General features: G+C 70.0%; 23 protein-coding genes and 2 pseudogenes. 11 read left to right on the plus strand and 14 right to left on the minus strand.

The genetic code is table 11. The features are described from left to right. The 3 genes and pseudogenes from AB0G47_RS40190 to hemL form a co-directional block, all read right to left on the minus strand. Positions 1-263: pseudogene (locus tag AB0G47_RS40190) on the minus strand (hypothetical protein); the annotation flags it as partial. Between the two features lie 256 nt (positions 264-519). Next, positions 520-1212 (minus strand): histidine phosphatase family protein, encoded by a 693-nt coding sequence (locus AB0G47_RS40195; RefSeq protein WP_360780865.1) that lies wholly within the window; start codon positions 1210-1212, stop codon positions 520-522. Continuing rightward, the gene (hemL, locus tag AB0G47_RS40200; protein ID WP_360780868.1) at positions 1209-2534 is read right to left on the minus strand and encodes a glutamate-1-semialdehyde 2,1-aminomutase; all 1326 of its coding nucleotides are present in this window, start codon (positions 2532-2534) and stop codon (positions 1209-1211) included. The genes AB0G47_RS40195 and hemL overlap by 4 nt, the downstream gene beginning before the upstream one ends. A 380-nt stretch (positions 2535-2914) precedes the next feature. Here hemL and AB0G47_RS40205 point away from each other — a divergent pair, with 380 nt between their 5' ends. Next, positions 2915-3355, plus strand: a complete 441-nt coding sequence (locus AB0G47_RS40205) for a hypothetical protein (RefSeq protein WP_135332860.1) — start codon at positions 2915-2917, stop codon at positions 3353-3355. A gap of 30 nt (positions 3356-3385) precedes the next feature. Here AB0G47_RS40205 and AB0G47_RS40210 read toward each other — a convergent pair. From AB0G47_RS40210 to AB0G47_RS40220, 3 genes and pseudogenes are all read right to left on the minus strand, one after another. After that, a pseudogene (locus AB0G47_RS40210) lies at positions 3386-3664 on the minus strand (NAD(P)H-dependent oxidoreductase); the annotation flags it as partial. A 10-nt stretch (positions 3665-3674) separates the two neighbouring features. Continuing rightward, entirely contained in the window at positions 3675-4778 is a 1104-nt protein-coding gene (locus AB0G47_RS40215; protein WP_360780961.1) for an LLM class flavin-dependent oxidoreductase, read from the minus strand. A 104-nt stretch (positions 4779-4882) separates the two neighbouring features. After that, positions 4883-5494, minus strand: a complete 612-nt coding sequence (locus tag AB0G47_RS40220; RefSeq protein WP_360780870.1) for a TIGR03086 family metal-binding protein — start codon at positions 5492-5494, stop codon at positions 4883-4885. A gap of 82 nt (positions 5495-5576) precedes the next feature. Between AB0G47_RS40220 and AB0G47_RS40225 the strand changes: the two genes are divergently transcribed. Both AB0G47_RS40225 and AB0G47_RS40230 read left to right on the plus strand, forming a co-directional pair. Continuing rightward, positions 5577-6431, plus strand: coding sequence for a helix-turn-helix domain-containing protein (locus AB0G47_RS40225; RefSeq protein WP_360780873.1), 855 nt, complete (start codon positions 5577-5579; stop codon positions 6429-6431). Positions 6432-6671: 240 nt separating this feature from the next. Beyond that, on the plus strand, positions 6672-8114 hold the full coding sequence (locus AB0G47_RS40230; RefSeq protein ID WP_360780876.1) for an MFS transporter: 1443 nt from the start codon (positions 6672-6674) through the stop codon (positions 8112-8114). On the opposite strand, the gene AB0G47_RS40235 is transcribed toward AB0G47_RS40230, so the two are convergent. Beyond that, positions 8111-8545 (minus strand): MarR family transcriptional regulator, encoded by a 435-nt coding sequence (locus AB0G47_RS40235; protein WP_360780964.1) that lies wholly within the window; start codon positions 8543-8545, stop codon positions 8111-8113. The genes AB0G47_RS40230 and AB0G47_RS40235 overlap by 4 nt on opposite strands. 231 nt (positions 8546-8776) lie before the next feature. On the opposite strand from AB0G47_RS40235, the gene AB0G47_RS40240 reads away from it, so the two are divergent. The 3 genes from AB0G47_RS40240 to AB0G47_RS40250 all read left to right on the plus strand — a co-directional run bounded on the left by AB0G47_RS40240 (position 8777) and on the right by AB0G47_RS40250 (position 10146). After that, complete coding sequence (locus tag AB0G47_RS40240) at positions 8777-9112, plus strand: YnfA family protein (protein WP_266863568.1); 336 nt, start codon at positions 8777-8779, stop codon at positions 9110-9112. An 84-nt stretch (positions 9113-9196) separates the two neighbouring features. Beyond that, entirely contained in the window at positions 9197-9973 is a 777-nt protein-coding gene (locus tag AB0G47_RS40245) for an SDR family NAD(P)-dependent oxidoreductase (RefSeq protein ID WP_360780880.1), read from the plus strand. Beyond that, a complete protein-coding gene (locus AB0G47_RS40250) occupies positions 9973-10146 on the plus strand; it encodes a hypothetical protein (RefSeq protein WP_360780884.1) in 174 nt (57 codons plus the stop codon). Before AB0G47_RS40245 ends, AB0G47_RS40250 begins: the two co-directional genes overlap by 1 nt. 87 nt (positions 10147-10233) lie before the next feature. Here AB0G47_RS40250 and AB0G47_RS40255 read toward each other — a convergent pair whose 3' ends face one another. Then, positions 10234-11427, minus strand: a complete 1194-nt coding sequence (locus AB0G47_RS40255; protein WP_360780887.1) for an RtcB family protein — start codon at positions 11425-11427, stop codon at positions 10234-10236. Positions 11428-11619: 192 nt separating this feature from the next. Here AB0G47_RS40255 and AB0G47_RS40260 point away from each other — a divergent pair, with 192 nt between their 5' ends. The 3 genes from AB0G47_RS40260 (at position 11620) to AB0G47_RS40270 (ending at position 15065) form a co-directional block, all read left to right on the plus strand. Continuing rightward, complete coding sequence (locus AB0G47_RS40260) at positions 11620-12522, plus strand: DUF3558 domain-containing protein (protein WP_360780890.1); 903 nt, start codon at positions 11620-11622, stop codon at positions 12520-12522. Between the two features lie 118 nt (positions 12523-12640). Continuing rightward, on the plus strand, positions 12641-13507 hold the full coding sequence (locus tag AB0G47_RS40265; protein WP_360780893.1) for a DUF3558 family protein: 867 nt from the start codon (positions 12641-12643) through the stop codon (positions 13505-13507). A gap of 172 nt (positions 13508-13679) precedes the next feature. Further along, positions 13680-15065, plus strand: a complete 1386-nt coding sequence (locus AB0G47_RS40270; protein ID WP_360780896.1) for a DUF2637 domain-containing protein — start codon at positions 13680-13682, stop codon at positions 15063-15065. 269 nt (positions 15066-15334) lie between these two features. Here the strand turns inward: AB0G47_RS40270 and lysS are convergent, their stop codons facing one another. Then, positions 15335-17077, minus strand: coding sequence for a lysine--tRNA ligase (lysS, locus tag AB0G47_RS40275; protein ID WP_360780899.1), 1743 nt, complete (start codon positions 17075-17077; stop codon positions 15335-15337). A gap of 175 nt (positions 17078-17252) precedes the next feature. Between lysS and argS the strand changes: the two genes are divergently transcribed. Continuing rightward, positions 17253-19019 carry an arginine--tRNA ligase gene (argS, locus tag AB0G47_RS40280; protein ID WP_360780902.1) on the plus strand — a complete coding sequence of 589 codons (1767 nt, stop codon included), beginning with the start codon at positions 17253-17255 and terminating at the stop codon, positions 19017-19019. Between the two features lie 102 nt (positions 19020-19121). On the opposite strand, the gene AB0G47_RS40285 is transcribed toward argS, so the two are convergent. The 3 genes from AB0G47_RS40285 to AB0G47_RS40295 form a co-directional block, all read right to left on the minus strand. Continuing rightward, positions 19122-20333, minus strand: a complete 1212-nt coding sequence (locus AB0G47_RS40285) for a PLP-dependent aminotransferase family protein (protein WP_360780905.1) — start codon at positions 20331-20333, stop codon at positions 19122-19124. A 133-nt stretch (positions 20334-20466) separates the two neighbouring features. Continuing rightward, positions 20467-21777, minus strand: coding sequence for a helix-turn-helix transcriptional regulator (locus AB0G47_RS40290; protein WP_360780907.1), 1311 nt, complete (start codon positions 21775-21777; stop codon positions 20467-20469). A gap of 93 nt (positions 21778-21870) precedes the next feature. Further along, positions 21871-22344 carry a carboxymuconolactone decarboxylase family protein gene (locus tag AB0G47_RS40295; protein ID WP_360780910.1) on the minus strand — a complete coding sequence of 158 codons (474 nt, stop codon included), beginning with the start codon at positions 22342-22344 and terminating at the stop codon, positions 21871-21873. 202 nt (positions 22345-22546) lie between these two features. Here AB0G47_RS40295 and AB0G47_RS40300 point away from each other — a divergent pair, with 202 nt between their 5' ends. Next, positions 22547-23425: an NAD(P)-binding domain-containing protein gene (locus AB0G47_RS40300; protein WP_360780913.1), complete on the plus strand. Its 879-nt coding sequence runs from the start codon at positions 22547-22549 to the stop codon at positions 23423-23425. Positions 23426-23539: 114 nt separating this feature from the next. Here the strand turns inward: AB0G47_RS40300 and AB0G47_RS40305 are convergent, their stop codons facing one another. Both AB0G47_RS40305 and hemB read right to left on the minus strand, forming a co-directional pair. Continuing rightward, entirely contained in the window at positions 23540-24517 is a 978-nt protein-coding gene (locus AB0G47_RS40305) for a zinc-binding dehydrogenase (RefSeq protein WP_360780916.1), read from the minus strand. Positions 24518-24581: 64 nt separating this feature from the next. Next, positions 24582-25571 (minus strand): porphobilinogen synthase, encoded by a 990-nt coding sequence (gene hemB / locus AB0G47_RS40310; protein WP_360780918.1) that lies wholly within the window; start codon positions 25569-25571, stop codon positions 24582-24584. Between the last annotated feature and the right edge of the window lie 103 nt (positions 25572-25674).

The following is a 25674-nucleotide window of genomic DNA, read 5'->3' on the forward strand; positions in this document are numbered from 1 at the left end:
GAGAAGACCACGAACTGCGGGGGCGTCTGCCCCGGCTCCAGCGGAACGGGCTTGGCGGGCTGCCGGGGCTGCTGCCCCGTAAAGGCCGTCGAACCGTCCCCGATCGGCTTTGCCGATTGCTTGTCGCCGCCGTTACCGCCCTTGGCAGGACCTGCCGAATGACTGTCGCCGCTGCCGCCGCCCGTGCCACAGCCCGCAAGTCCCAAAGCGGCCGCGGCGCCGGCCCCGAGGCCCAGCATTCCCCTGCGACTGATGTCGCGCATTCCATCCCCTGTTCGTCGCGCCCTCGCCCCGCCCATGCAGGTCACGCAGGACGGACGCCTCGTTAGAGGGCACGAAGAACAGAGGGGTTCCGACAACTAGGCACATATTGAGCGCCTTTTACCAAGAATGGACATAAAGTCGCGAACCGATTACCCGGCGTAGGCGCCCCATTAGGGGCGCGGGGAACTGCGCGACAAGCCACAACGACGCCGCAGATGAAATACGGCACGTGTCACGGCTATTCCAGCGGAGCGCTCACGCTCCGAACGCCTTGTCCTTCCCCTTCACCGGTTTGGCCCCTGCCAGGAGATGCACGGGGACGAGATCCCGCGCAGGCTCCGTGTACCCCACCGACACGATCTTGTCGCCGCGGTACGTGAACGTCGTCAGCGAGGCCAGCGTGCACTGCCGCTTGCGCGGGTCGTGCCACAGCCGCCGCTTCTCCACGAAGCTGCGCACGACCCAGATCGGCAGCTGGTGGCTGACGCACACCGCCTCGTGCCCGCGGGCCGCGTCCTTCGCCGCGTCGAGCGCGCCCATCATCCGCACGACCTGCTCGACGTACGGCTCGCCCCAGGACGGCTTGAAGGGGTTGACCAGGTGCTTCCAGTTCTCCGGCTTCTTCAGCGCGCCGTCGCCGACGCCGAAGGTCTTGCCCTGGAAGACATTGCCCGCCTCGATGAGCCGGCCGTCCGTCGCGAGGTCGAGGCCGTGCACCTTGGCGATCGGCGTGGCCGTCTCCTGCGCGCGGTCCAGCGGAGAGGCGACGACATGCGTGATGTCCCGGGACGCGAGGTGCTCGGCGACCCGGTCGGCCATCTGCCGGCCGAGCTCGGAGAGGTGGTAGTCGGGAAGGCGTCCGTAGAGGATCCCCTCCGGGTTGTGCACCTCGCCGTGGCGCATCACGTGGACGACGGTGAGCTCGTCGCCCGCTGCCGTACCGCTCATGCGGTGACCTCCGTAGCTTCCGCGGCCGCGCGCGCGGCACCCGGCAGGGCGGCGGCGATCCGCTCGATCGCCCGCTCGTCGTGGGCGGTGGACACAAACCAGGACTCGAACGCCGACGGCGGCAGATACACGCCCTGCGACAGCATCGAGTGGAAGAAGGCGGTGAAGCGGAACGACTCCTGCGCCTTCGCGTCGTCGTAGTTCCGCACCTCACGCTCGGTGAAGAAGACGGAGAACATGTTGGAGGCGTTCTGCAGCCGGTGCGCGACGCCCTCCTTGGTGAGCGCCTCCGTCACGAGTCCGCGCAGCCGCTCGGACACCGCGTCGACCTTCTCGTACGCCGCGTCGTCGAGGAGCCGCAGCTGCGCGAGGCCCGCGGCCGTCGCGATCGGGTTCCCGGACAGCGTGCCCGCCTGGTAGACCGGCCCGACGGGCGCGAGGTGCGCCATGACATCGGCGCGACCGCCAAAAGCGGCGGCCGGGAAGCCGCCGCCCATGACCTTGCCGAAGGTCATCAGGTCAGGACGTACGCCGTCGACGCCGTACCAACCCGCCTTCGACGTGCGGAAGCCGGTCATCACCTCGTCGGAGATGTAGAGGGCGCCGTTCTTGGCGCAGGCGGCCTTGAGGCCTTCGTTGAAGCCCGGCCGCGGCGGCACCACGCCCATGTTGCCCGGCGACGCCTCCGTGATCACGCACGCGATCTCTCCGGGGTACCGGTGGAAGACCTCGTGCACCGCTTCGAGATCGTTGTACGGGACGACGATGGTGTCGCCCGCCTGGGCGCCGGTGACGCCGGGGGTGTCCGGAAGGCCGAGGGTCGCGACGCCGGAGCCGGCGGCGGCGAGCAGGGCATCGACATGCCCGTGGTAGCAGCCGGCGAACTTGATGATCTTGGCGCGGCCGGTGAATCCGCGGGCGAGGCGGATGGCCGACATCGTGGCCTCGGTGCCACTCGACACGAGCCGCACCTGCTCGACGGGCTCGATGCGGGCGACGATCTCCTCGGCGAGCGCGACCTCGCCCTCGCCCGGCGTGCCGAAGGACGTGCCGCGCGAGACGGCCTCCTGGACGGCGGCGATCACATCGGGGTGGGAGTGGCCGAGGATCATCGGCCCCCACGAGCAGACGAGGTCGACGTACTCACGGCCGTCGGCGTCCGTCAGGTACGGACCGGTACCGGACACCATGAAGCGGGGCGTACCGCCCACAGCGCGGAACGCGCGCACGGGAGAGTTCACACCGCCGGGCGTCACGGCCGCCGCACGGTCGAAGAGAGTCTGCGAAACTGGGGCGCTATACGGGAAGCTCACATGAACCATGGTGTCAGAGGCTCCGGGCATCGTGTTCGGGCCCTGGTCCGGTCTCGGTCCGGGCCAGGTGCGCGGGCATCCTGCGGACAGGTGTTTCACCCCACGTTTTAGCGGGTGACCGTGGGGGAGGTCACTGACACGATGATCGGGTTGCGTGGCGGGCGCCGCGAGGCCTAGAAAAGCAGGGGCGGGGCGCCCTGGAAAAGCAGTCGGGTGGAGATATGCATCGCGGTGGCGGACTGGGCGAGGGGACCGACGGCCTGGGTCCCCGGCGTGCCCGGCGGATCGGCAAGCACCGGCGCGAGGCGGAAGCGGCCGACAAGCAGACTCCACGGACGTCGGAGCTGGGCGATTCGGAGCAGGACCGGGCGGCAACCAGGAGTGGCCGGGTGGGCGGGGTGACGTACAAATACTTCGGAGCCCCGGACGGCGCGACCGCCGCCCGTGTGCCCATTTCGATGCGCCCCGAGGAGCTGGGCGGCGATGAGCTCGGCATGGGCGGCATGTTCACGAAGATCAAGCCGGAGACGGTGGCCGCGATGGTCCTGACCGGCATCGAGGGCATACCCCTGCACAAGGTCCCCCCGCTCGAACTGGTCGTCCTGCACCCCGACTACGCCGTGGTCAAGCTCCCCATGACGGTCGTCGACCCGCTGCGCGGCATCGGCGAGGAGTCGGTCGGCGCCGCGGCGTTCATCTGGTCCACGGTCCCCGACCGCGGCGGCCCGCGCGACGCGTTCAACGTGTACCAACTCCTGCACGAATGGCAGGACTTCAGCCACCGGCTGCATGACGCGGGGCATCAGGCCTACTGCCTGGTGTGGCCCTGAGGCCCCGCGCCTCCCTCTTGGCGCGCCGCCCTACTCCGCCCGCAGCGCCGCGAGCTGCCTCTCGAAGGGGATCAGCTCCTCTTCCCGGACCGGCGCGGGCCGCATGATTCCGGCCAGCTCTCCGGCCGCCCGCTCGATGCGCTCGTCGAGTCCGTCCGCTCCCCAGTCCTCGGACGCCGCGTACACGGCCGTCGGCAGGACGACCGCCCGCAGGTAGGCGAACAGCGGGCGCATCGCGTGCTCCAGGACCAGCGAGTGCCGTGGGGTGCCGCCGGTCGCGGCGATCAGGGCCGGCGTACCGGCGATACGACGACGAGCTTCATGCGGTGGCCTCCTCGGTCTGTGCGGTTTGTGCGGCCGCCGCCACGCGGGCGGCGTGCGTCGGTGCGTCCGGGACGTTCGCCGGGCGGTTCTTGGCGAACTCCTCGCGCAGGACCGGGACGACCTCCTCGCCGAGGATGTCCAGCTGCTCCAGGACGGTCTTGAGGGGCAGGCCCGCGTGGTCCATCAGGAACAGCTGGCGCTGGTAGTCGCCGACGGTGTCGCGGAAGGACAGCGTCCGCTCGATGACCTCCTGCGGGGAGCCGACGGTCAGCGGGGTCTGGGACGTGAACTCCTCCAGGGACGGGCCGTGCCCGTAGACCGGGGCGTTGTCGAAGTACGGGCGGAACTCCCGCACCGCGTCCTGGGAGTTCTTCCGCATGAACACCTGCCCGCCGAGCCCGACGATCGCCTGCTCGGGCGTGCCGTGGCCGTAGTGCGCGTACCGGTTGCGGTAGAGCTCGACCATCTTCTTGGTGTGCTCCTGCGGCCAGAAGATGTTGTTGTGAAAGAACCCGTCGCCGTAGTACGCGGCTTGCTCGGCGATCTCCGGGGAGCGGATGGAGCCGTGCCAGACGAAGGGCGCCACGCCGTCCAGCGGGCGGGGCGTGGACGTGAACGACTGGAGGGGCGTACGGAACTTGCCCTCCCACGTCACGACGTCCTCGCGCCACAGGCGGTGCAGGAGCGCGTAGTTCTCGACGGCGAGGTTGATGCCCTGGCGGATGTCCTTGCCGAACCACGGGTAGACCGGGCCGGTGTTGCCGCGGCCCATCATCACGTCGGCCCGGCCTTCGGCGAGGTGCTGGAGCATCGCGAAGTCCTCGGCGATCTTCACCGGGTCGTTCGTGGTGATGAGGGTGGTGGAGGTGGAGAGGATCAGGTTCTCGGTGCGGGCGGCGATGTAGCCGAGCATCGTGGTGGGCGAGGACGGGACGAACGGCGGGTTGTGGTGCTCGCCGGTCGCGAAGACGTCGAGCCCGACCTCCTCCGCCTTCAGCGCGATGGCGACCATGGCCTTGATTCGCTCGTGCTCGGTGGGGGTGCGGCCCGTGGTGGGGTCCGGCGTCACGTCGCCGACGCTGAAGATCCCGAACTGCATGCCGGATCCGGACTGCATGGCTGACTCACTCTCCGCAGGTTGTTGACTGTTCAACTATGCCTACGGAACGGTGGGGGTGGTGGGGGGTATTCCCGGGGGGTCGGCTAGGCGGTCGCGGGGGTCCAGCGGGGGTCGCGGCCGGTGTCGGCGAGCAATCGCTCCAAGGCGGTGGCGTCTGCGGGTGCCGCGACCGGCTCCCCGAAGACGCCCATCTTCCGGGCCGTCGGACCGAAGCCCGCGACCGCTTCCTGGAGCGTCTCCAGTACGCCGCTGCCCTCCGGGGCAGGCCGGTACTCCTGCCCCGTGGCCCGTGCCAGGTCCCAGGCGTGCACGGTCAGGTCGAGCAGCGCCATGCAGCCGACAGTACGTGCGGGCATGTCCATCGCGCCCGTGGTGCCCTCGTCGGCGCCGGGCGCGGACCAGGCGGCCACCAGCTTTCGGGCTTCGTCCGCGAAGCGGTCGCGCCAGTCGGCGCCCTCGGCCACATAATCGGGGCTCTCGCTGAAGTCGGAGTTCCGCTTGGCGGCCAGCTCCTGGAACTGGACGATCACCTGGAGGAGGTGGTTGACCAGGGCCTTCACGTCGTAGTCGGCGCACGGGGTGGGGGCGGCGAGGCGGTCGTCCGGGATCGCGCGGACCACCGGGACGGCCTGCGCGGCGGCGGCGCTCAGCAGGTCGCCGATCTTGTACGCAGGGGTGTCAGAGGTGTCAGTCATGCCCCGACCGTAGGAGGGATCCCTGCCCGACGGCTTGAAGAAACGCGACGCCGGCACAAGCACCCCGCCTTACGATCCAGCCATGGCCGACGCCGCCCCCACCCCAGACGGCATCCCGCACAGCACTCCCCGCACCGACACCAAGGGCATCGTCGACGCGGCCGGGCTCTTCGCCCACGCGCGCTTCCGCCGCCACCTGGCCGCCCCCGCGCTGCGCCCCTACGTGGAGCAGTACTGGCTGATCGACTGGGACCTGACCCAGCCCTACGCCTCGCACGTCGTGCCGCACCCGTCCGTCAACGTCGTCTTCCAGGCACTCGCGGGACAGGAGCCCTTCGCCGAGGTGGCAGGCATCGGGCTCGACCTCTTCACCCAGAAGCTGGAGGGCCGCGGCCGGGTGTGCGGGGTGAAATTCCGGCCCGGCGGCTTCCGGCCGTTCGCGCCGTCGGAGCCGGTGTCCGCCTGGACGGGACGGCGAATGCTCCCCCTGACGGAGGTCTTCGGCGACGTACGCGAGGACCACTGGGTCGACGCGGTGCTCTCCCCCGACGACGAGCACGCACGCGTGGCCGCGCTCGACGCCTTCCTGCTGAGCCTGGGCCCCACCCCCGACCCGCAGGCGGACCACGCGACGGCCCTCGCCGAACGCATCCGCACGGACCGCACGATCCGCCGCGTCGGCGACTTCGCGCGCACCGAGGGCATGTCGGTACGGGCGCTGCAGCGGCTCTTCGCGGCGTACGTGGGGGTGGGCCCGAAGTGGCTGATCCTGCGGCACCGGATCCATGAGGCACTGGAACGCGCAGAGTTGGAGACGGACGTGGACTGGGCCGACCTGGCCGGCACGCTCGGCTACGCCGACCAGGCCCACCTGATCAGGGACTTCACCGCGACGGTGGGGGTCCCGCCGACGGCGTACGGAAATTCCGGCCCGTAAGCCCGTAAGCCCGTAAGCCCGTAGACCCGTCAGCCCGTAGGCCCGTAGGCCCGTCAGCCCGTCAGCCCGTCAGCCCGTCAGCCCGCAACTGAACCGCCTTGACAGCACCGGCCCCTCTCCCGCACATTTATCTGCGTCACGCAGCTTCTGCACAGCGCCGCGCAAATCTGACCCTGCCCCGCTGTGGCCGCGTACCCCAAGACCTCTCACATCCCGTATCCCGCAGATGAAGGACCCACCGTGCACACGGACTCCGCCACGCCCACCGGCGCGGCCACGACCAAAGACCACCCCCCGACGACCCCGAGGCGAGCCTGGGCCGTCCTCGCCGTCGTCCTCGCCGCCGACGTCCTCGACCTCGTCGACGCCACCATCACCAACGTCGCCGCCCCCACCATCGCCGAGGACCTCGCCGGCGGCCCCGCCCTCGTCCAGTGGCTCGGCGCCTCCTACGCGCTCGCCCTCGGCGTACTCCTCGTCATAGGCGGCCGCCTCGGCGACAAGTACGGCAGACGGCGCCTCTTCCTCCTCGGCCTCGCCGGATTCACCGCCGCCTCCGTCGCCTGCGGACTCGCCTTCAGCCCCGAATCGATCGTCGTCGCCCGGCTCGCCCAGGGCGCCTTCGGCGCGCTCGTCATCCCGCAGGGCTTCGGCATCCTCGGCGCGGTCTGGCCACGCGAGGAGATCGGCAAGGCGTTCAGCCTCTTCGGGCCCGTCATGGGGCTCTCCGCCGTCGGCGGCCCGATCCTCGCCGGATTCCTGATCGACGCCGACATCGCGGGCCTCGGCTGGCGCCCCATGTTCCTGATCAACCTCGTCCTCGGCGGCGCCGCCCTCATCGCCGCCGCCCGGCTCCTGCCCAAGGACTCCGGCGACCGCGCCACCTCCGTCGACGGCATCGGCTCCGCACTGCTCGGCGCCACCATGCTCGGACTGCTCTCCGGCCTGATCGAGGGCTCCACCAACGGCTGGTCCACCGCCCCGGTCGCCCTGATCGGCGCGGGGCTCCTCTCCTTCGCGCTCTTCTGCCGCCGCCAGCGCACCGCCGCGAGCCCGCTGATCCAGCCCTCGCTGCTGCGCAACCGGGGCTTCACATCGGGCCTCGTCCTCGGCGTCGTCTTCTTCGCCGCCATATCGGGCCTGCTCTACGTCGTCTCGCTCTTCCTGCAGACGGGCCTCGACCGCTCGCCGTCCGGCGCCGCACTGAACCTGATGCCGCTCTCCGCGGGCATCGTCATCGCGTCCATCGCCTGCTACCGCCTCATCGGCAGGTTCGGCCGCACGCTCATCCTCGCCGGGCTCCTGATCACCCTGGCCGGCACGGGCTCACTGCTCGCGCTGGTCGCCATCTCCGGTACAGGGGTGAGCAGTTGGGCGCTCGTGCCGTCCATGCTCGTCATCGGCCTCGGCATGGGCACCTGCTTCGGCACCGTCTACGACGTCACCATCGGCGACATCGCCCCCGCCGAATCGGGCAGCGCCAGCGGCTCACTGAGCGCGGTGCAGCAGCTGGCCAACGCGATCGGCGCGGCGACCGTCACCACGGTCTTCTTCAAGACCGTCCACGACGGCCCCGCCCACGCCATGACCGTCAGCCTCGCCGTGGTCGCGGGCATCACGCTGCTCTGCTGCCCCCTCGTACGACTGCTTCCGCGCAGGGCGCAGGAGGAACAGCATCACTAGCCGCCGATGGCCGGGGCGTCCAACTCCCCGCCCCGCAACCGCGCCACCTGCGCCGCACTGAACTCCACGGTGCGGCGCATGTGGCCGATCAGCAGGGCCAGTTCATCGTCGTCGTACCGCTCGAAGAGCGCGAACCAGCCGCCGCCGAGCCTGTCCCACATCCGCCCGAACTCCGCCACCTTCTCCGGCACGGTCGAGACCAGAACCCTGCGCCGGTCGGCGGCGTCCCGCTCGCGCACGACATAGCCCGCCTTCTCCAGACGGTCGACGAGCCGCGTCGCCGAGCCGGTCGTCAGACCGGTCAGCTCGGCGATACGGCCCGTGGTGACGGGCTCGGCCTCCAGGCTGAGCAGGTTCACGCACTGCAGATCGGTGGGGTGCAGCTTCAGATGATCGGCGACGGCCTGATTGAAGAGGGCGTACGAGGCCATGTAGCGCCGCGACTCGACGGACAACTCGTCCACCAGAGCCGCACGCCGCCCACCGGTCTTCTTGCTGGCCACGACGGACCACCCTCCTCAACCCATCAGAGATCCGCTTCAGACATCCGCGTCAGACATCTGCGTCAGACATCTGCGTCAGACATCTGCGTCAGACAGAAATCGTACGACGCAGAGATCTGGACGGGAGGCCCAGGGCGCGGCACATGCCACGATCTCCCCATGCTCATCGCCCGCTCCGCCGCCCTCTTCGCCGTCGCAGCCCTCTTCGAGATCGGCGGCGCATGGCTCGTCTGGCAGGGCGTGCGCGAGCACAAGGGCTGGGCCTGGATCGGCGCCGGCGTCATCGCGCTCGGCGTGTACGGCTTCGTCGCCACCCTCCAGCCGGACGCCGAGTTCGGCCGCATCCTCGCCGCGTACGGCGGCGTCTTCGTCGCGGGTTCGATCGCCTGGGGCATGGTCGCCGACGGCTACCGGCCCGACCGCTGGGACGTGACAGGCGCGCTGATCTGCCTCGCGGGCATGGCAGTGATCATGTACGCCCCGAGAGGCCGCTGAGAGTACGGGCGCTCCCGCCTATTCTTGGCGAAGGACAGGACAGGAACGTACGTACGTACGCATCAGAACGCCCAAGGAGCAGCCATGACCGCCGCGAACGCCGCGCCCGCCTCCCGCATCGCGATCGTCACCGGCGCGAGCAGCGGCATCGGCGCCGCCACCGCACGGCAGCTCGCGGCCGCCGGCTACCGCGTCGTCCTCACCGCCCGCCGCAAGGACCGCATCGAGGCACTCGCCGCGGAGCTCACGGCCGCGGGCCACGACGCGATGGCGTACGCACTCGACATCACCGACCGCACCGCCGTGGACGAGTTCGCGACCGCCTTCCGCAAGGTCGCGGTCCTGGTCAACAACGCGGGCGGCGCACTCGGCGCCGACACGATCGCCGCCGGGGACCCCGCCGACTGGCGCCAGATGTACGAGACGAACGTCATCGGCACCCTGAACGTCACCCAGGCCCTGCTCCCCGCACTCACCGCGAGCGCCGACGGCACGATCGTGGTCCTCTCCTCGACGGCCGGCCACGGCACATACGAGGGCGGCGGCGGTTACGTGGCCGCCAAGCACGCCGAACACGTCCTCGCCGAGACCCTCCGCCTGGAGATCGTCGGCACCCCGGTCCGCGTGATCGAGGTCGCCCCCGGCATGGTCAAGACGGAGGAGTTCGCCACGACCCGCTTCGGCGGCGACACGGAGAAGGCGGCGAAGGTCTACGCGGGCGTGGCCGCCCCCCTCACGGCGGACGACGTGGCGGACACGATCACCTGGGCGGTCACCCGCCCGCCCCACGTCAACATCGACCTCCTGGTGGTCCGCCCCCGCGCCCAGGCCTCGAACACAAAGGTCCACAGGGAACTGTGATGCCGACCCCCGAGGAGACACCGTCCCCTGGGCCGGAACCGACCGCCGAACAGCAGCGGCTGACCCAGGAGACGAAGAACGAGAAGCTGATGTGGTGGTACCTGGCGTACTTCCTCTTCGGCATCCACATCATCGCGTTCGTGATGATCTTCGCGATCAAACACGCGGAATGACCCCGAGGACCACGCGGAACTCCCCCTGCGGGCACGCGACTTGACCCCTGCCGACCTCCCGACATGCACCTGGTCCAGCTCCAGCGCTCAGCCCTTCACACAGATGACCTGCTTCAGCTTCGCGACGACCTGAACCAGATCCCGCTGCTGGTCGATGACCTGCTCGATCGGCTTGTAGGCGCCCGGAATCTCATCCACGACGCCCGAGTCCTTGCGGCACTCGACGCCCCGCGTCTGCTCCTCCAGGTCCTGCGTCGAGAAGCGCTTCTTCGCGGCGTTACGGCTCATCCGCCGACCCGCGCCGTGCGAGGCCGAGTTGAAGGACTTCTCGTTGCCGAGACCCTTCACGATGTACGAGCCCGTGCCCATGGACCCCGGGATGATGCCGAAGTCACCGCTGCCGGCGCGGATCGCGCCCTTCCGGGTGACGAGCAGATCCATCCCGTCGTACCGCTCTTCACTGACGTAGTTGTGGTGGCAGGAGATCACCGGCTCGAAGGTCACCTTCGCCTTCTTGAACTCCTTGCGGACCACGTCCTGGAAGAGCCCCATCATGATCGAGCGGTTGTACTTCGCGTACTCCTGGGCCCAGAAGAGGTCGTTCCGGTACGCCGCCATCTGCGGGGTGTCCGCGACGAAGACCGCCAGGTCACGGTCGACAAGGCCCTGGTTGTGCGGCAGCTTCTGGGCCACGCCGATGTGGTGGTCGGCGAGTTCCTTGCCGATGTTCCGGGATCCGGAGTGCAGCATCAGCCAGACCGAACCCGACTCGTCGAGACAGAACTCGATGAAGTGGTTTCCGGACCCGAGCGTTCCCATCTGCTTGGTCGCCCGCTCCTGACGGAACTTGACCGCATCGGCAACCCCATCGAACCGCCCCCAGAAGTCCTCCCACCCCGAGGTGGCGAACCCGTGCAGTCGCCCCGGGTCGACGGCGTCGTCATGCATCCCACGCCCCACCGGAATCGCCTGCTCGATCTTCGACCGCAGCCGCGACAGATCCCCCGGCAGGTCGTTCGCCGTCAGGGACGTCTTGACCGCCGACATTCCGCAGCCGATGTCCACGCCCACCGCCGCGGGGCACACCGCGCCCTGCATCGCGATCACCGAGCCGACCGTCGCGCCCTTGCCGTAGTGGACGTCCGGCATGACCGCCAGGCCCTTGATCCAGGGCAGCGTCGCGACGTTCTGCAGCTGCTGCAGCGCCACGTCCTCGACCGAGGCCGGGTCCGTCCACATGCGGATCGGCACCTTTGCCCCGGGAACCTCCACGTACGACATAACGTCCTCATTCCCCCGTAGTTCAATCAAAGTGTTGAAAGTCTTGAAACGCAAATACCGGCGCCAAGGTCAACGAAAGGGATGACGGACCGGCGTCCACGGCTGTGCGTGCGATACACATTGTGTCCACCGGTCGCCCACCAGCGGCAACCGAATATCCCCCGACATCCCCGGCGAGAAGGAGCCCATACGGTGCAGCGGAAGGCCTACGTACCAGGCGTCGCGGCTCTCCTCGCGGTGCTGCTCGCCGGCTGCACCGGCGGTGGCGGGCTCGGCGGAGAAGCCGACGACTCGAAGCCCGGCGAGCCCGGCAGCTCCACCGCGGCCGCCGAGCCGGGCAAGTACCGCACGCTCCCCGAGCCCTGCGGCGAGGTCGACCCCGCCACGCTCGACTCGATGCTGCCGGGCATCACGGAGATGCCGGACGAGGAGCAGCAGGAGAAGGCGTACGAGGGTGAGCCCACCGTCACGTACGACACCGACCGGCATGTGGGCTGCCGGTGGAAGGTGGAGTCCTCGGACGCCACGCACCACCTTCTCGTCGACTTCGAGCGGGTCGTGTCGTACGACACCGCCGTCAGCGATGACACCCGCGCCACCGAGGTCTATGCGTCGAAGGTGCAGAAGGCGGATCTGCCTGAGCCTTCCGGTAGCGCGTCGAGCGATGCCGACGCCGACGCCGATGCCGACGCCGACGCCGGTGGCGAGCCTTCGGACGGTGCGAGCAGTGCGGACTCGGGTGAATCCGGCAAGTCGGGTGACGAGGGCAAGGGGAAAGAGAAGGAGAAGGGGGACGGCGAGGCGAGCGGCAGTGCCTCCAGCGGTTCGCCCGAGGACGCTGCCACCCCGGCCGGGCTCCAGCCCCGCGTCCTCGACGAGTTCGGCGACGAGGCCTTCCTCGACGACGCCCTCACCACCTCCGCCTCCGCCACCCGGCACCGCACGGTGACTGTGGTGTTCCGCACGTCGAACGTCATAGTGACCATCGAGTACGACGAGCAGCCGGGGCGTCGCACCGACATCCCCGACAGCAAGGAAATGCAGGACAAGGCGCAGGAACTGGCGAGCAGCCTGGCCGACGGTTTCGCCGACTAGCGGCGGTTCGGACGGGCGACCGGCTCACGGGAAGCGGAGTCGTCCGCCGCGAGCACGGCGTACCGTGGCCCATCGAACCGATGATGTAGCCGTCCTGAGTGACTTGAGTGAAGGAACCATGCACCGACCAGCACAGCGACTCACCCGCATACTCACCTGCGCAGCCGCCGTACCGGTGATCCTCGTTGCCTCCGGCTGCTCCTCCGACTCCGACTCGGGCTCGGACGGGGCCAAGAAGGACTCGGGCTCGAAGGCCTCTGCCCCGGCCAAGGCGGGCGACAAGCCCGCGGCGGTGGAGAAGGCCGCGTTCGGCAAGCTGCCCGAGCCGTGTGAGGTCCTCTCGAAGAAGACGCTCGAGGACCTGGTCCCGAAGGCGAAGGACAAGTCGGGCAAGGCCGGCGACTCCGACGACACGTCGACGCGCGGCACCTGCACGTGGGACAGCCTGGAGAACAACGGCGTCGACGGCTCGCAGTTCCGCTGGCTCCGTGTCTCGCTGATGCGTTTCGACTCGGACGCGTCCCTGGGCAGCGGCGAGAAGCGCGCGCAGCAGAGCTTCGCCAACCAGGTCGCGGACGCGCAGAAGACGAAGGACGCGAAGGACGTCAAGACCGAGCCGGTTCCTGGCGTGGGCGACCAGACGACGACCGTCCGGTACGACCTGAAGAAGGACAAGGAAAGCTTCAAGCAGCAGACGGTCGTGACGCGCGTGGAGAACGCGGTCATCACGATCGACTACAACGGCGCGGGCCTCGCGGGCGACAAGGCGCCGGACGCGAAGGACCTGACGAAGGACGCGCAGAAGGCCGCGAAGGAGGCCGCCGCGGCGGTCGTCTCGGCGAACAAGTCGGCCGGTTCGGGCAGCGGCTCGGGCAGTGGCTCTGGTTCCAGCGCGGGCTCCGGCTCCGACTCGGGTTCGGGCTCCGGTTCCGACTCGGGCAGCGACTCGGACGACTCGTCCAGCCCGAAGAAGCGCAAGAGCTAACGCAAGAGCCAGCGCATCCGCTGCCTGCCTCGCGGGCAACTCGCAGCGCAGCAAAGGCAGTTGTGGAGCCCGGCCCCTGATGGGCCGGGCTCCTGCCGTACCGGCACACCTTCTTCCGCATACGTGTGCCAGGCTGTCGCTCGCAATAAACCGAACAGGGAGGGGTTCGCGGGTGGCCGCGATGCAGCTGACACGCACGCACCGAATACTCATCGGCGTGGTCGTCGCCGGTGCGGTCGTCATCGCCGGTATCGGTTTCGCGGGGTCGTACGCGGCCGTGCGCGAGCTGGCCGAGAAGAAGGGCTTCGGCAGCTTCTCGGTGGTCTTCCCGATCGGCATCGACGCGGGCATCTGCGTCCTGCTGGCGCTCGATCTCCTCCTGACGTGGATCCGTATCCCCTTCCCGCTGCTCCGCCAGACGGCGTGGCTCCTCACGGCCGCGACGATCGCCTTCAACGGCGCGGCGGCCTGGCCGGATCCGCTGGGCGTGGGCATGCACGCCGTCATCCCGATCCTGTTCGTGGTCGCCGTGGAGGCGGCGCGTCATGCGGTGGGCCGGATCGCGGACATCACCGCGGACAAGCACATGGAGGGCGTACGCCTCACCCGCTGGCTCCTCTCCCCCGTGCCCACGTTCAAGCTGTGGCGCCGCATGAAGCTGTGGGAGATCCGTTCGTACGAGCAGGTCATCCAGCTGGAGCAGGACCGCCTCATCTACCAGGCCCGTCTCCAGGCCCGCTTCGGTCGCTCCTGGCGCCGCAAGGCTCCGGTGGAGGCGCTGATGCCGCTGCGGCTCGCGCGGTTCGGCGTACCGCTGTCGGAGACGGCGCCCGCGGGGCTTGCGGCGGCGGGGATCGAGCCTGCGCTGCTTCCGCCCGTGCCGGTCTCGGCGTCGGCGGAACAGGTGACGGCGGAGCCGCAGCAGCCGGAGCTGACCGCACCCCCGACCCAGGCGGATCCGCTGACGGTGGAGACGGTGGAGTCGCCGGAAGAGCAGCAGCCCGCGGCCACGCACGAGAGCCCGTGGTTCGCGGCCCAGCACCCTTCATACGTTCCTGAGGAGCCGCACGATCAGTGGTACGCGGAGCAGCAGGCGTACGCGGATCAGCAGGCCTATGCCGAGCAGCAGGCGTATCTGGAGCAGCAGCAGGCGTACTTCGACGAGCAGGGCGCGGGTGCTGCGCCCGCCGCCGAGCCCGAGTTCCCCGTGCCCGCGGGTCCGGGCCGGACGAGGCAGCTCGGCGGCCAGCATCTGATTCCGGGCCCGCGCGAGGAGCAGGCGCCCGAGGAGGCACCGGAGACGCTGCCGGACGACGTACCGGGGCTGCCGGACGACGTCTCGCGTGACGACGCGTACTTCTCGGCGTTCCGCAAATACGTGAGCGAGCTCGGGGACTACCCCAACGCCCGCCAGTTCGGCCTGTACCTGATGGATCTGTACGGCGTCACGGGCCAGGCGGGAGGCCCTCCCGCGGAGAGCACCCTGCGCCCGTACCTGCGTGACTTCCGCAGCCGCTACCAACAGGAGCTGGACGCGGGCGCGGAGCACATCGCGTAGCGCGTACGACGGCCGCCGCGGGCTCTCTTGTCCGCGGCCAATCCGGACCGGGACCGCCCTCCACGGCGGGCGTCTCCCGCCCACCCACCCCGAACACCCCCGGGCAATCGGGCGGGTGGGCGGGAAAGATCCGCCGCGAAGTGGCGGTCCAGTCCGCGGCACGCAAAGCAAGGCGGCACCCCCAGAACCCCGACCCCCGGCAGCCAGGCCCCGCGGCACGCGAAAGGGCGCCGCCCAGACCACTGGACGGCGCCCCCGTTCACGTACCGCTAAGAGCCAAGCAGCTTCCGCACCCGCTCCGCACCCACGGCCAGCAGCAGCGTCGGCAGCCGCGGCCCCGTCTCCCGGGTCACCAGCAGCCGGTAGAGCAGCGCGAAGAACGACCGCTGCGCGACCTTGATCTCCGGCGGCAGTTCCTTCGCCGTGGCGTCCGCGGAGAACCCGGCCCGCACCTTCGGCACGCCGTACACCAGGTGGGTGAGACCGTCGAGGGACCAGTGCGAGTCCAGGCCCTCCAGGAGCAGCCGCAGCGACTCACGGCTCTCGTCGTCCAGGGACGAGAGCAGCTCCGCGTCCGGCTCCGAGCGCACGATCGTCCGCGCGTCGGCCGGGACCTGGGTGGTGATCCAGTTCTCGGCACGGTCGAGCCGCGGCCGCGCCTCGTCCAGCGAGGTGATCGGGTCGGACGGGTCCAGGTCCCGCAGGATGCGGAGCGTCTGGTCCTCGGCGCCGGCCGTGATGTCCGCGACGGACGCGAGCGTCCGGTACGGCAGCGGGCGCGGCGTCCGGGGCAGATCCCCCGCGGCGGTGCGCACCGCGCGGGTGTGCGCGGCGGCGTCGGCGGGCAGCACGGACCCGTCGGCGACCTTCGCGTCGAGCTTGTCCCACTCGTCGTAGAGCCGCTGGATCTCCTGGTCGAAGGCGATCTTGAAGGCCTGGTTGGGCTTGCGCCGCGCGTAAAGCCAGCGAAGCAGCGGCGCCTCCATGATCTTCAGCGCGTCGGCCGGGGTCGGCACGCCGCCCTTCGACGACGACATCTTCGCCATCCCGGAGATGCCCACGAACGCGTACATGGGACCGATCGGCTGCACGCCGTCGAAGATCTCGCGGACGATCTGCCCGCCGACGACGAAGGACGACCCGGGAGAGGAGTGGTCCACGCCGCTCGGCTCGAAGATCACGCCCTCGTACGCCCAGCGCATGGGCCAGTCGACCTTCCAGACCAGCTTGCCCCGGTTGAACTCGCTGAGCCGCACCGTCTCGGTGTGCCCGCAGTCCGCGCAGACGTACGCGAGCTCGGTGCTCTCGTCGTCGTACGAGGTGACGGTCGTCAGGTCCTTCTCGCAGGCGCCGCAGTACGGCTTGTACGGGAAGTACCCGCTGGTGCCGCCGCTGCCGTCGTCCTCGCTCGCGGCGCCGGAGCCCTCGGCGGCCTCCAGCTCGGCCTCGTCGACGGGCTTCTGCGACTTCTTCGCCGGGGCCTTCTTGGTGCGGTACTGGTCGAGGATCGCGTCGATGTCGCCGCGACGCCTCATCGCGTGCAGGATCTGCTCGCGATAGACCCCGGACGTGTACTGCTCCGTCTGGCTGATGCCGTCGTACTCGACACCCAGCTCGTCCAGCGCCTCGGTCATGGCCGCCTTGAAGTGCTCGGCCCAGTTCGGGTACGCGGACCCGGCCGGTGCGGGCACCGAGGTGAGCGGCTTGCCGATGTGCTGGGCCCAGGACTCGTCGATGCCGGGGACGCCGGCCGGGACCTTGCGGTACCGGTCGTAGTCGTCCCAGGAGATCAGGTGGCGTACCTCGTACCCGCGCCGCCGGATCTCGTCCGCGACCAGGTGCGGGGTCATGACCTCGCGCAGATTGCCCAGGTGAATGGGGCCGGAGGGGGAGAGTCCGGACGCGACGACGACCGGTTTGCCCGGGGCACGACGCTCCGACTCGGCGATGACCTCGTCCGCATAGCGGGAGACCCAGTCGGTGGTATCGGTGCTCTGAGCCACGATCGGCACGCCTTTCTTCTTCTACGTGAGTACCGCTTGACGCAGCCATTCTCCCAGCTCCACCCGCAACCGCGAAAACCGCTTTTCCCCCGCCCGCCCAGACCTCCGCCCGCGAAAACCCCTTTACCCCCCGTGGGATACTGGCCGGGTCTATCTGCACCTCGAGGAGAACGGCATCCACTCCATGGCCTCGGTCACGTCCCTCACCGCCTCCGTCCACCAGCGCCTCGCGGACGCCCTCTCGGCTGCCCTGCCGGAGGCCGGCTCCGCGGACCCGTTGCTGCGACGTAGCGACCGGGCCGACTTCCAGGCCAACGGGATCCTGGCCCTCGCCAAGAAGGCGAAGGCGAACCCGCGGGAGCTTGCGACGCAGGTCGTCTCTGCGATCACCGCCCCCGACCTGATCAAGGACGTCGAGGTCTCGGGCCCCGGCTTCCTGAACATCACGGTCACCGACAAGGCGATCACCGAGAACCTCGCGGCGCGGTACGCCGACACGGACCGCCTCGGCGTTCCGTACGCGGAGCACCCGGGCACGACGGTCATCGACTACGCCCAGCCGAACGTGGCCAAGGAGATGCACGTCGGCCACCTGCGGAACTCGGTCATCGGCGACTCGGTGGTCCAGATCCTGGAGTTCACCGGCGAGAAGGTCGTCCGGCGCCACCACATCGGCGACTGGGGCACCCAGTTCGGCATGCTCGTGCAGTACCTGATCGAGCACCCTGACGAGCTGGGCCACGAGCACACCGAGGGCCAGCAGGCGGGCGAAGAGGCGATGTCCAGCCTCAACCGCGTCTACAAGGCCTCGAAGGTGCTCTTCGACGCCGACGAGGAGTTCAAGACGCGGGCCCGGCGCCGGGTCGTGGACCTGCAGGCGGGCGACCCGGAGACCCTCGCGATCTGGCAGCGGTTCGTCGACGAGTCGAAGGTCTACTTCTACTCGGTCTTCAACAAGCTGGACGTGGAGATCGCCGACGCCGACATCGTCGGCGAGTCCGGCTACAACGACATGCTGGCGGAGACCTGCCACATGCTGGAGGAGTCCGGCGTCGCGGTCCGTTCGAACGGCGCGCTGTGCGTCTTCTTCGACGACGTGAAGGGCCCGGACGGCAACCCGTCCCCGCTGATCGTCCAGAAGTCCGACGGCGGCTTCGGGTACGCGGCGACCGACCTCTCCGCGATCCGCGACCGCGTCTTCAACCTGAAGGCGGACACGCTGCTGTACGTCGTGGACGCGCGGCAGTCGCTGCACTTCAAGATGGTCTTCGAGACGGCCCGCAGGGCGGGCTGGCTGACGGAGAACGTGAAGGCGGTGCAGCTCGGCTTCGGCACGGTCCTCGGCAAGGACGGCAAGCCGTTCAAGACCCGTGAGGGCGAGACGGTGCGCCTGATCGACCTCCTCGACGAGGCGATCGACCGCGCGTCGGCCATCGTCCGCGAGAAGGCCCAGGACCTCTCCGACGAGGAGATCGCCGAGCGCGGCGCCCAGGTGGGCATCGGCGCGGTGAAGTACGCGGACCTGTCGACGTCGGCGGTGCGGGACTACAAGTTCGACCTGGACCAGATGGTGTCGCTGAACGGCGACACGTCGGTGTACCTCCAGTACGCGTACGCCCGTATCCAGTCGATCCTGCGCAAGGCGGGCGACGTACACCCGAAGGCCCACCCGGAGCTCGAACTGGCCGACGCCGAGCGGGCGTTGGGCCTGCACCTGGACCAGTTCGCGGAGACGGTGGCAGAGGTCGCGGCGGAGTACGCACCGCACAAGCTGGCGGCGTACCTCTACCAACTGGCGTCGCTGTACACGACGTTCTACGACAAGTGCCCGGTCCTCAAGGCGGACACCCCGACCCAGATCGAGAACCGCCTGTTCCTCTGCGACCTCACGGCCCGCACCCTCCACCAGGGCATGGCACTGCTGGGCATCAGGACGCCCGAGCGGCTCTGAGCATCACGTGACGGTCCCGCGCTTCATACGAGGCGCGGGACCTGAGCGCCCCTTTAGGGGCGCGGGGAACTGCGCGACCAGCCACACACGACCCGCAGCCGACTACCCCCGAAGCGCACCCCCCAGCCTCCGCAGCCCTTCAGCAATCTCATCCGGCGTCTGCGTGACAAAGCACATCCGCAGGGTGGAGACATCCGCCTCCCCCGCCGCATAGAACGGCACCCCGGGAACGTAAGCCACGTCATGCTCGACGACCCCCGGCAGCAGCGCAGCCGTGTCGTACCCCTCAGGCAGCTTCGCCCACACGAACATCCCGCCCTCGGGCCGAATCCAGCTGGCCCCGTCAGGCAAGGCCGCCCCGAGGCCGCCCAGCATCGCGTCCCGGCGCACCCGATACTCCCCCGCGACGCGAGCCACATGCGCGTCGAGATCGTTGTCCGCCAAGTACCGCGCCGCGGCAAGCTGGTTGACGGTGGGCGTATGCAGATCCGCGGCCTGCTTGGCGATGACGCAGGCCCGCAGCAGCGCCGCAGGCCCCCGCAGCCAGCCGAGCCGCAGGCCCGGCGCCATCACCTTGGAGAAGCTGCCGAGCAGTACGGTGCGGTCCTCGGCCCCGGGGTACGAGGCGATCCACGGCACGCGCTCGCCCTCGAAGCGCAGCTCTCCGTACGGGTCGTCCTCGATGATCCATAGCCCCCTGCGGGCCGCGACGTCCGCGATCGCGGCGCGCCGCTCGGCGGGCATGGTGCGGCCGGTGGGGTTCTGGAAGGTGGGGACGGTGTAGAGCAGCTTGGGGCGGTGCAGGGCGACCAGTTCGTCGAGGGCGGCCGGGTCGATGCCCGCCTCGTCGCAGGGCACGGGCACGATGCGCGCGCCGGCGAACCCGAAGGCCTGCAGCGCCGCCAGGTAGCAGGGGCTCTCGACGAGTATGGTCTCGCCGGGCTCGATGAGGGCGGTGGCGAGGAGCGAGAGCGCCTGCTGCGAACCGGTGGTGATCACGAGGTCGTCGGCGCCGGTTGCCAGCCCGCGCACGTCGAAGCGTTCGGCGATGGCGGCACGCAGCGTCGGCTCGCCCTCGGTCGTGGAGTACTGGAGCGCGCGTTCGGGCTGCTCGGCGAGGACCGCGGCGAAGGCGGCGGCGATGCCGGCCTTGTCGAAGAGGCCGGGGGCGGGCAGACCGCCCGCGAAGTTGATCACCTCGGGCCGCGCGGTGACGGCCAGGATGTCCCGTACCGGCGAGCCGCCGACCGAGGCGGCACGCGCGGCGAGCGGCGGCGTGGGGACTGCGGCAGGGGCGGGCTCGGTCACGGTCACGGCGGCGGCTCCTTCGGCTCGGACAGCTGTGCCCGCACCCTAAGCACGTAGGTGTCGCCTACACGCGCCATTCCGGGATACGGACGGGCGGCCGCCGCCGCGGACTTCCTCGGCGCTCACCCGTCGAGGACGCTCACCCGTCGAGCGGGGCGATCCACTGCGAGCCGCCGTTGGGCCAGCCGTACGTCGGCCGCCCCTCGCGGCCGCTGGTGCGGAACGGCTTGCCCTGGTCGTCGATGCGGAGCACCCCGTGCCGTTCGCCGCTCGACCACTCCAGTTCCAGATACCAACGGACGTCGTGCGCCTCGGCGTTGGCCTTGATGTAGAAGACCTCGGGGTCGCTCTCGCTCACCTTGTACGGGAAGTCCCGCTGCCCCGCCTTGGGCGCGACACGCGGCGCGGCGTCGTCGAGGTCGACGCCGAAGGACTTGGTGTCGACGCCGCCGCCACAGCCGACTCCCATCGCGTAGTCGTTCCAGTCCAGTGGCGACGCGGTGCTCTGTACGCGGACGTCCATGCCCTGCAGTACGACGGTGTCCTTGCCCATGCCCTGCAGGGTGACCTCGATGAACTGCTCGCCCGACGAGACGGCCCCGAGGTCGGCGGCCCAGCCGGGGGCGTCCTGCTCGACCGGCGGCCGGGGCACCTGGTTCGGCTTGCGGTCGATCAGGAAGTGCTGGCTGCAGGGCTCTTCGTAGACGTACGGCCTGGTGCGCGCGGCGAGGGGCACGCCGAGGTCGCCGCCGCGCTCGTCCCCTTGCGGGGAGGGGGACTTGGCGCCGCCGCCGGCCGCGCCGCCCTTGCGCCCTTCAGAGGCGGAGGCGGAGGCGGAGCTCTTCTTCTCCTTGCCGTCGGGCGCGTGCTCCGCACCCTTGGAGGGAGAGGCGGAAGCAGAGGCCGAGGGCCCGCCGCCGGCGGTCACGGCCCCCTTCCGCTTGCCGCCGTCTCCATCTCCATCTGCATCGCCCTTGCCCGGAACTCCGTTCAGGGCAAGGGCGGTTGAAGCGAGGACCACGGCTACGGCCACAGCGGCGAGAGCAACGGCACGCCGCCGCAGGCCCCGAGGCCGCGCTGCCGGCACGTCCGCCGCTGCTGGCTGCTCTTCCTGCGGGTCGGCGAGCGCGGGCCTGGCTACCGGACCACCAGGGTCGGCGAGCGCAGGCCCAACTGCCGGGCCACCAGGGTCGGCAGAGCCCCGCTTCCCCCGCCCCGCGTCGGCAAGAATCCACCGCCGGTGGACCTCGACCAGTTCCTCCGGCGACGCATCGCACAGCCGGGCCAGCTTCTCCACCGTCGCGAACGCCGTGGGCACCGCATCCCCGTTGCAGTACCGATGCAACGTGGACGTGCTCACATGCAGCCGCTTGGCCAACGCCCCGTAACTGAGCCCGGACCGCCCCTTGAGCTCCCGCAACAACTCCGCGAAGTCCCCCGCGCCGCCCACCGAGCCCCTCCCCTGCCGTCAACCCCCGAGATCCATCCAAGCACGCCGCCGGACGGGAGGGGTGAGGCAGTTCGGGCTACCGGCCACTTCTGGTCACCCGAACATGCCGGGCTCGTAGTCGCCCGCCGGCTGCTGCACGATGACGTTCACGCGGTTGTAGGCGTTGATGAGGGCGATCAGGGACGCCAGCGCGGCCAACTGCTCCTCGTCGTAGTGCTTGGCGGCGTTCGCCCACGCCTCGTCGGTGACCCCGCCCGCCGCGTCCGCGATACGGGTGCCCTGCTCCGTCAGCTCCAGGGCGGCACGCTCGGCGTCGCTGAAGACCTTCGCCTCGCGCCAGGCCGCGATCAGGTTGAGGCGCACCGAGGTCTCACCGGCGGCGGCAGCGTCCTTGGTGTGCATGTCGGTGCAGAAACCGCAGCCGTTGATCTGGCTGGCGCGGATCTTCACCAGTTCCTGCGTCTCGGCAGGCAGCGTCGAGTCCGAGATGACCTTGCCCGCCGAGTTGAAGTGCCGCACGAGCTTGTTGGTGACCTCGTTGCCGAACAGGTTCAGCCTGGCTTCCATGACGAACTCCTCTGTATCGCTTCTTTGTGGCTACACATGTCTGACGGACGGGCTCGGCAAGATGTGACATCCCCCTGGTCCACCGCCCTGACCAGCTCACACACCATTCGGTAAGTACCGCACCAAAAAGTCGGTACTTGTTCTGTCCGAAGGACCCCCCGAGGATCAAGGCATCCCCAGACGCCCTTCCGAAGGAGCCTCCGTGCCCAGCGACAACGCCCCCGTATCCGTCCTCGGCCTCGGCCTGATGGGCTCCGCCCTCGCCGCCGCGCTGATCAGGGCGGGCCACCCGACGACCGTCTGGAACCGCACCGCCGCCAAGACGGGCCCTTTGGTCGCCCAGGGCGCGACCCCGGCGGCGACCGCCGCGGAGGCCATCACGGCCGCCCCGCTCGTCATCGTCTGCCTCACCACCAACGACGGCGTCCGCGCCCTCCTCACCCCGGAGACGGACGCCCTCGCGGGCCGCACGGTCGTGAACCTCACCAACGGAACGCCCGGCCAGGCAAGGGAGTTGGCCGACTGGGCGGCGGAGCACGGCATCACGTACATCGACGGCGGCATCATGGCCGTACCGCAGATGATCGCGACGCCCGCCGCGTACATCCTCTACAGCGGCACGGACGAGGACGCCTTCGCGACGCACCGCCCCACTCTCGCCGCGCTCGCCGACACCAAGTGGGTCGGCAAGGACCCCGGTCTCGCAGCCCTCTACGACCTCTCCCTGCTCACCGGCATGTACGGCATGGTGATGGGCGTCGTCCAGGCCTACGCCCTGATCGGCAGCGCGGGCGTGCCGGCGACCGAGTTCGCGCCGCTGCTCAAGGACTGGGTCGACGCCATGACGGACGGTGTCGTCCCCGGTGTGGCCGAGGCACTGGACTCCGGGCAGCACCTCACGGACGTCTCGTCGCTCGAGATCAACCAGGCCGCGCTGCCCAACTTCCTTACGGCGTACGCCCAGGCCGGCATCAGCGACGAGCTGTTCGCGCCGCTCCAGGGTCTCCTGGACCGCTCGATCGCCGAGGGCCACGCGGCGGACGGACTCTCGCGCCTGGCGACCCTGCTCAAGAAGAACTGACCGGTGCTCCCCGCCCCGTAAGGGGCGCGGGGCTCTGACATGTGCGGCTCCGCCGCGTGGGCACGACCAGCCCCCACCAACCCGCAGTTCATCACCCGCAAACCCAGCAGAGCGCTACGGCACGAGCACGACCTTGCCCGTGGTCTCCCGCCGCTCCATGGCCGCATGGGCCAGGGCCGCGTCCGCCAGCGGGAACGTCTGCACCGCGGGCACCAACTCCCCCTTGGCGGCGGCCTCCAGGGCCCGCCGCTCGTGCCCGGGCCCGTCCTCGGGGTGCTCCATCAGCCGCAGCAGGGCGTTGGCGACAGAGATCCCCCGCCGCTCCGCCACACCCGCGTCCGGCTCGAAGCCCTCCTGGGACGACCACCCGATGACCACGTACCGGCCGCCGTCACCGATCAGACCGAAGGCGGCAGCGGACTTCTCGCCGCCCACCCCGTCGAGTACGACGCTCACGCTCCGCCCGTCGAGGCGCTCCCGCACGAGATCGGTCCAGCCGGGCTCGTTGTAGTCGACGGCGAGATCGGCGCCGAGCCCCCAGACGGCCTCGACCTTGTCGGGCCCGCCGGCGGCACCGATCACGACGGCTCCGAGCTCCACGGCGTACTGGACGACGAGCCGCCCGACCCCGCCGGCGGCGGACGTCACCAACACCACGTCGTCGGAGGTGAGTTGAGCGACATCAAGCAGCCCCATGGCCGTCACCCCGGTCATCACCATCGACACGGCGGCCTCGTGTCCGAGCCCGTCCGGCACCTCGTGCAGCTGCCCCGTATCGGCCACGGCCAGCTCGGCGTACCCGCCGGGCACGCTGCGCGGGGTGACGACGGCCCGCCCGAGCCAGCCGGGATCCACATCGGGCCCGACCGCGTCGACGACCCCCGCGACCTCCCCGCCGAACACGGCAGGCAGCTCGGGCAGCGGCGGCGCCATGTCGCTCGCGTCGCCCCGCCGCATGACGGTCTCGACGAAGTGAACTCCCGCCGCTCGCACGGAGATCCGCACCTGGCCCGGCCCCGCGACGGGGTCGGGCAGGGTCTCGTACGTCAGATTCTCGGCGGGCCCGAACTCATGCAGAACCACGGCGCGCATATGTCCTCCTCAGAACGTCTATGCACACCACCCTGCAACCTCAAGCAAGCTTGAGGTCAACCTGTCACAGCTGCTTGGCGACCTCGGTGGCCCAGTAGGTGAGGATCATGTTCGCGCCCGCCCGCTTGATGCCGGTGAGGGACTCCATGATCGCCTTGTCCCGGTCGATCCAGCCCCGCTCGGCGGCGGCCTCGATCATCGCGTACTCGCCACTGATCTGGTACGCCGCCACCGGCACGTCCACCGCGTCGGCGACCCGCGCCAGGATGTCCAGGTAGGGTCCGGCCGGCTTCACCATCACCATGTCGGCGCCCTCTTCGAGGTCGAGCGCCAACTCCCTGAGGGATTCCCGGGCGTTGGCCGGGTCCTGCTGGTAGGTCTTGCGGTCGCCCTTCAGGGACGAACCGACGGCCTCGCGGAACGGGCCGAAGAAGGCCGACGAGTACTTCACCGTGTACGCGAGGATCGACACGTCCTCGTGGCCCGTCTGGTCCAACGCGTCCCGGACCACACCGATCTGACCGTCCATCATGCCGCTCGGACCCACCACATGGGCCCCCGCGTCGGCCTGGACCTGGGCCATCTCGGCGTACCGCTCCAGGGTCGCGTCGTTGTCGACACGGCCTTGCTCGTCGAGCACTCCGCAGTGCCCGTGGTCGGTGAACTCGTCGAGGCACAGGTCGGACATGACGATGAGGTCGTCACCGACCTCCGCGCGTACGTCCCGCAGCGCCAGCTGCAGGATCCCGTCCGGGTCCGTGCCGACGGTCCCCGCGGCGTCCTTCTTCTCCTCCTCGGGAACCCCGAAGAGCATGATCCCGGAGACCCCCGCCTCCAGCGCCTCGACGGCGGCCTTCTTCAGGCTGTCGCGGGTGTGCTGGACGACGCCGGGCATCGCGCCGATCTCCACGGGAGCGCTGATCCCCTCGCGCACGAACGCGGGCAGGATCAGATCGGCCGGGTGGAGACGGGTCTCCGCGACCATGCGCCGCATGGCGGGGGTGGTCCGCAGCCGACGGGGCCGCGCCCCGGGGAAGGATCCGTACTTGGTCACGATCTCTCTCACCTCACGCTGTTCTGTGTGATCCCCGGCCACACACAACCTCGATCCCGAAACGCCGGACGGGCTGGTTGCAACCAGCCCGTCCGGCGTTTGA

This window comes from Streptomyces sp. NPDC021622, from assembly GCF_040640795.1.
GTDB lineage: Bacteria > Actinomycetota > Actinomycetes > Streptomycetales > Streptomycetaceae > Streptomyces.

Bases quoted from the DNA above. Each gene is read 5' to 3' on its own strand.
- AB0G47_RS40255 (WP_360780887.1), bottom strand. From the start codon at position 11,427: ATGTCGTACGTGGAGGTTCCCGGGGCAAAGGTGCCGATCCGCATGTGG.
- AB0G47_RS40235 (WP_360780964.1), bottom strand. From the start codon at position 8,545: ATGGCCTCGTACGCCCTCTTCAATCAGGCCGTCGCCGATCATCTGAAG.
- AB0G47_RS40195 (WP_360780865.1), bottom strand. From the start codon at position 1,212: ATGAGCGGTACGGCAGCGGGCGACGAGCTCACCGTCGTCCACGTGATG.
- AB0G47_RS40240 (WP_266863568.1), top strand. From the start codon at position 8,777: ATGCTCATCGCCCGCTCCGCCGCCCTCTTCGCCGTCGCAGCCCTCTTC.
- AB0G47_RS40265 (WP_360780893.1), top strand. From the start codon at position 12,641: ATGCACCGACCAGCACAGCGACTCACCCGCATACTCACCTGCGCAGCC.
- AB0G47_RS40220 (WP_360780870.1), bottom strand. From the start codon at position 5,494: ATGACTGACACCTCTGACACCCCTGCGTACAAGATCGGCGACCTGCTG.
- AB0G47_RS40295 (WP_360780910.1), bottom strand. From the start codon at position 22,344: ATGGAAGCCAGGCTGAACCTGTTCGGCAACGAGGTCACCAACAAGCTC.
- AB0G47_RS40305 (WP_360780916.1), bottom strand. From the start codon at position 24,517: ATGCGCGCCGTGGTTCTGCATGAGTTCGGGCCCGCCGAGAATCTGACG.
- AB0G47_RS40225 (WP_360780873.1), top strand. From the start codon at position 5,577: ATGGCCGACGCCGCCCCCACCCCAGACGGCATCCCGCACAGCACTCCC.
- AB0G47_RS40245 (WP_360780880.1), top strand. From the start codon at position 9,197: ATGACCGCCGCGAACGCCGCGCCCGCCTCCCGCATCGCGATCGTCACC.
- hemL (WP_360780868.1), bottom strand. From the start codon at position 2,534: ATGGTTCATGTGAGCTTCCCGTATAGCGCCCCAGTTTCGCAGACTCTC.
- argS (WP_360780902.1), top strand. From the start codon at position 17,253: ATGGCCTCGGTCACGTCCCTCACCGCCTCCGTCCACCAGCGCCTCGCG.
- AB0G47_RS40250 (WP_360780884.1), top strand. From the start codon at position 9,973: ATGCCGACCCCCGAGGAGACACCGTCCCCTGGGCCGGAACCGACCGCC.
- AB0G47_RS40215 (WP_360780961.1), bottom strand. From the start codon at position 4,778: ATGCAGTTCGGGATCTTCAGCGTCGGCGACGTGACGCCGGACCCCACC.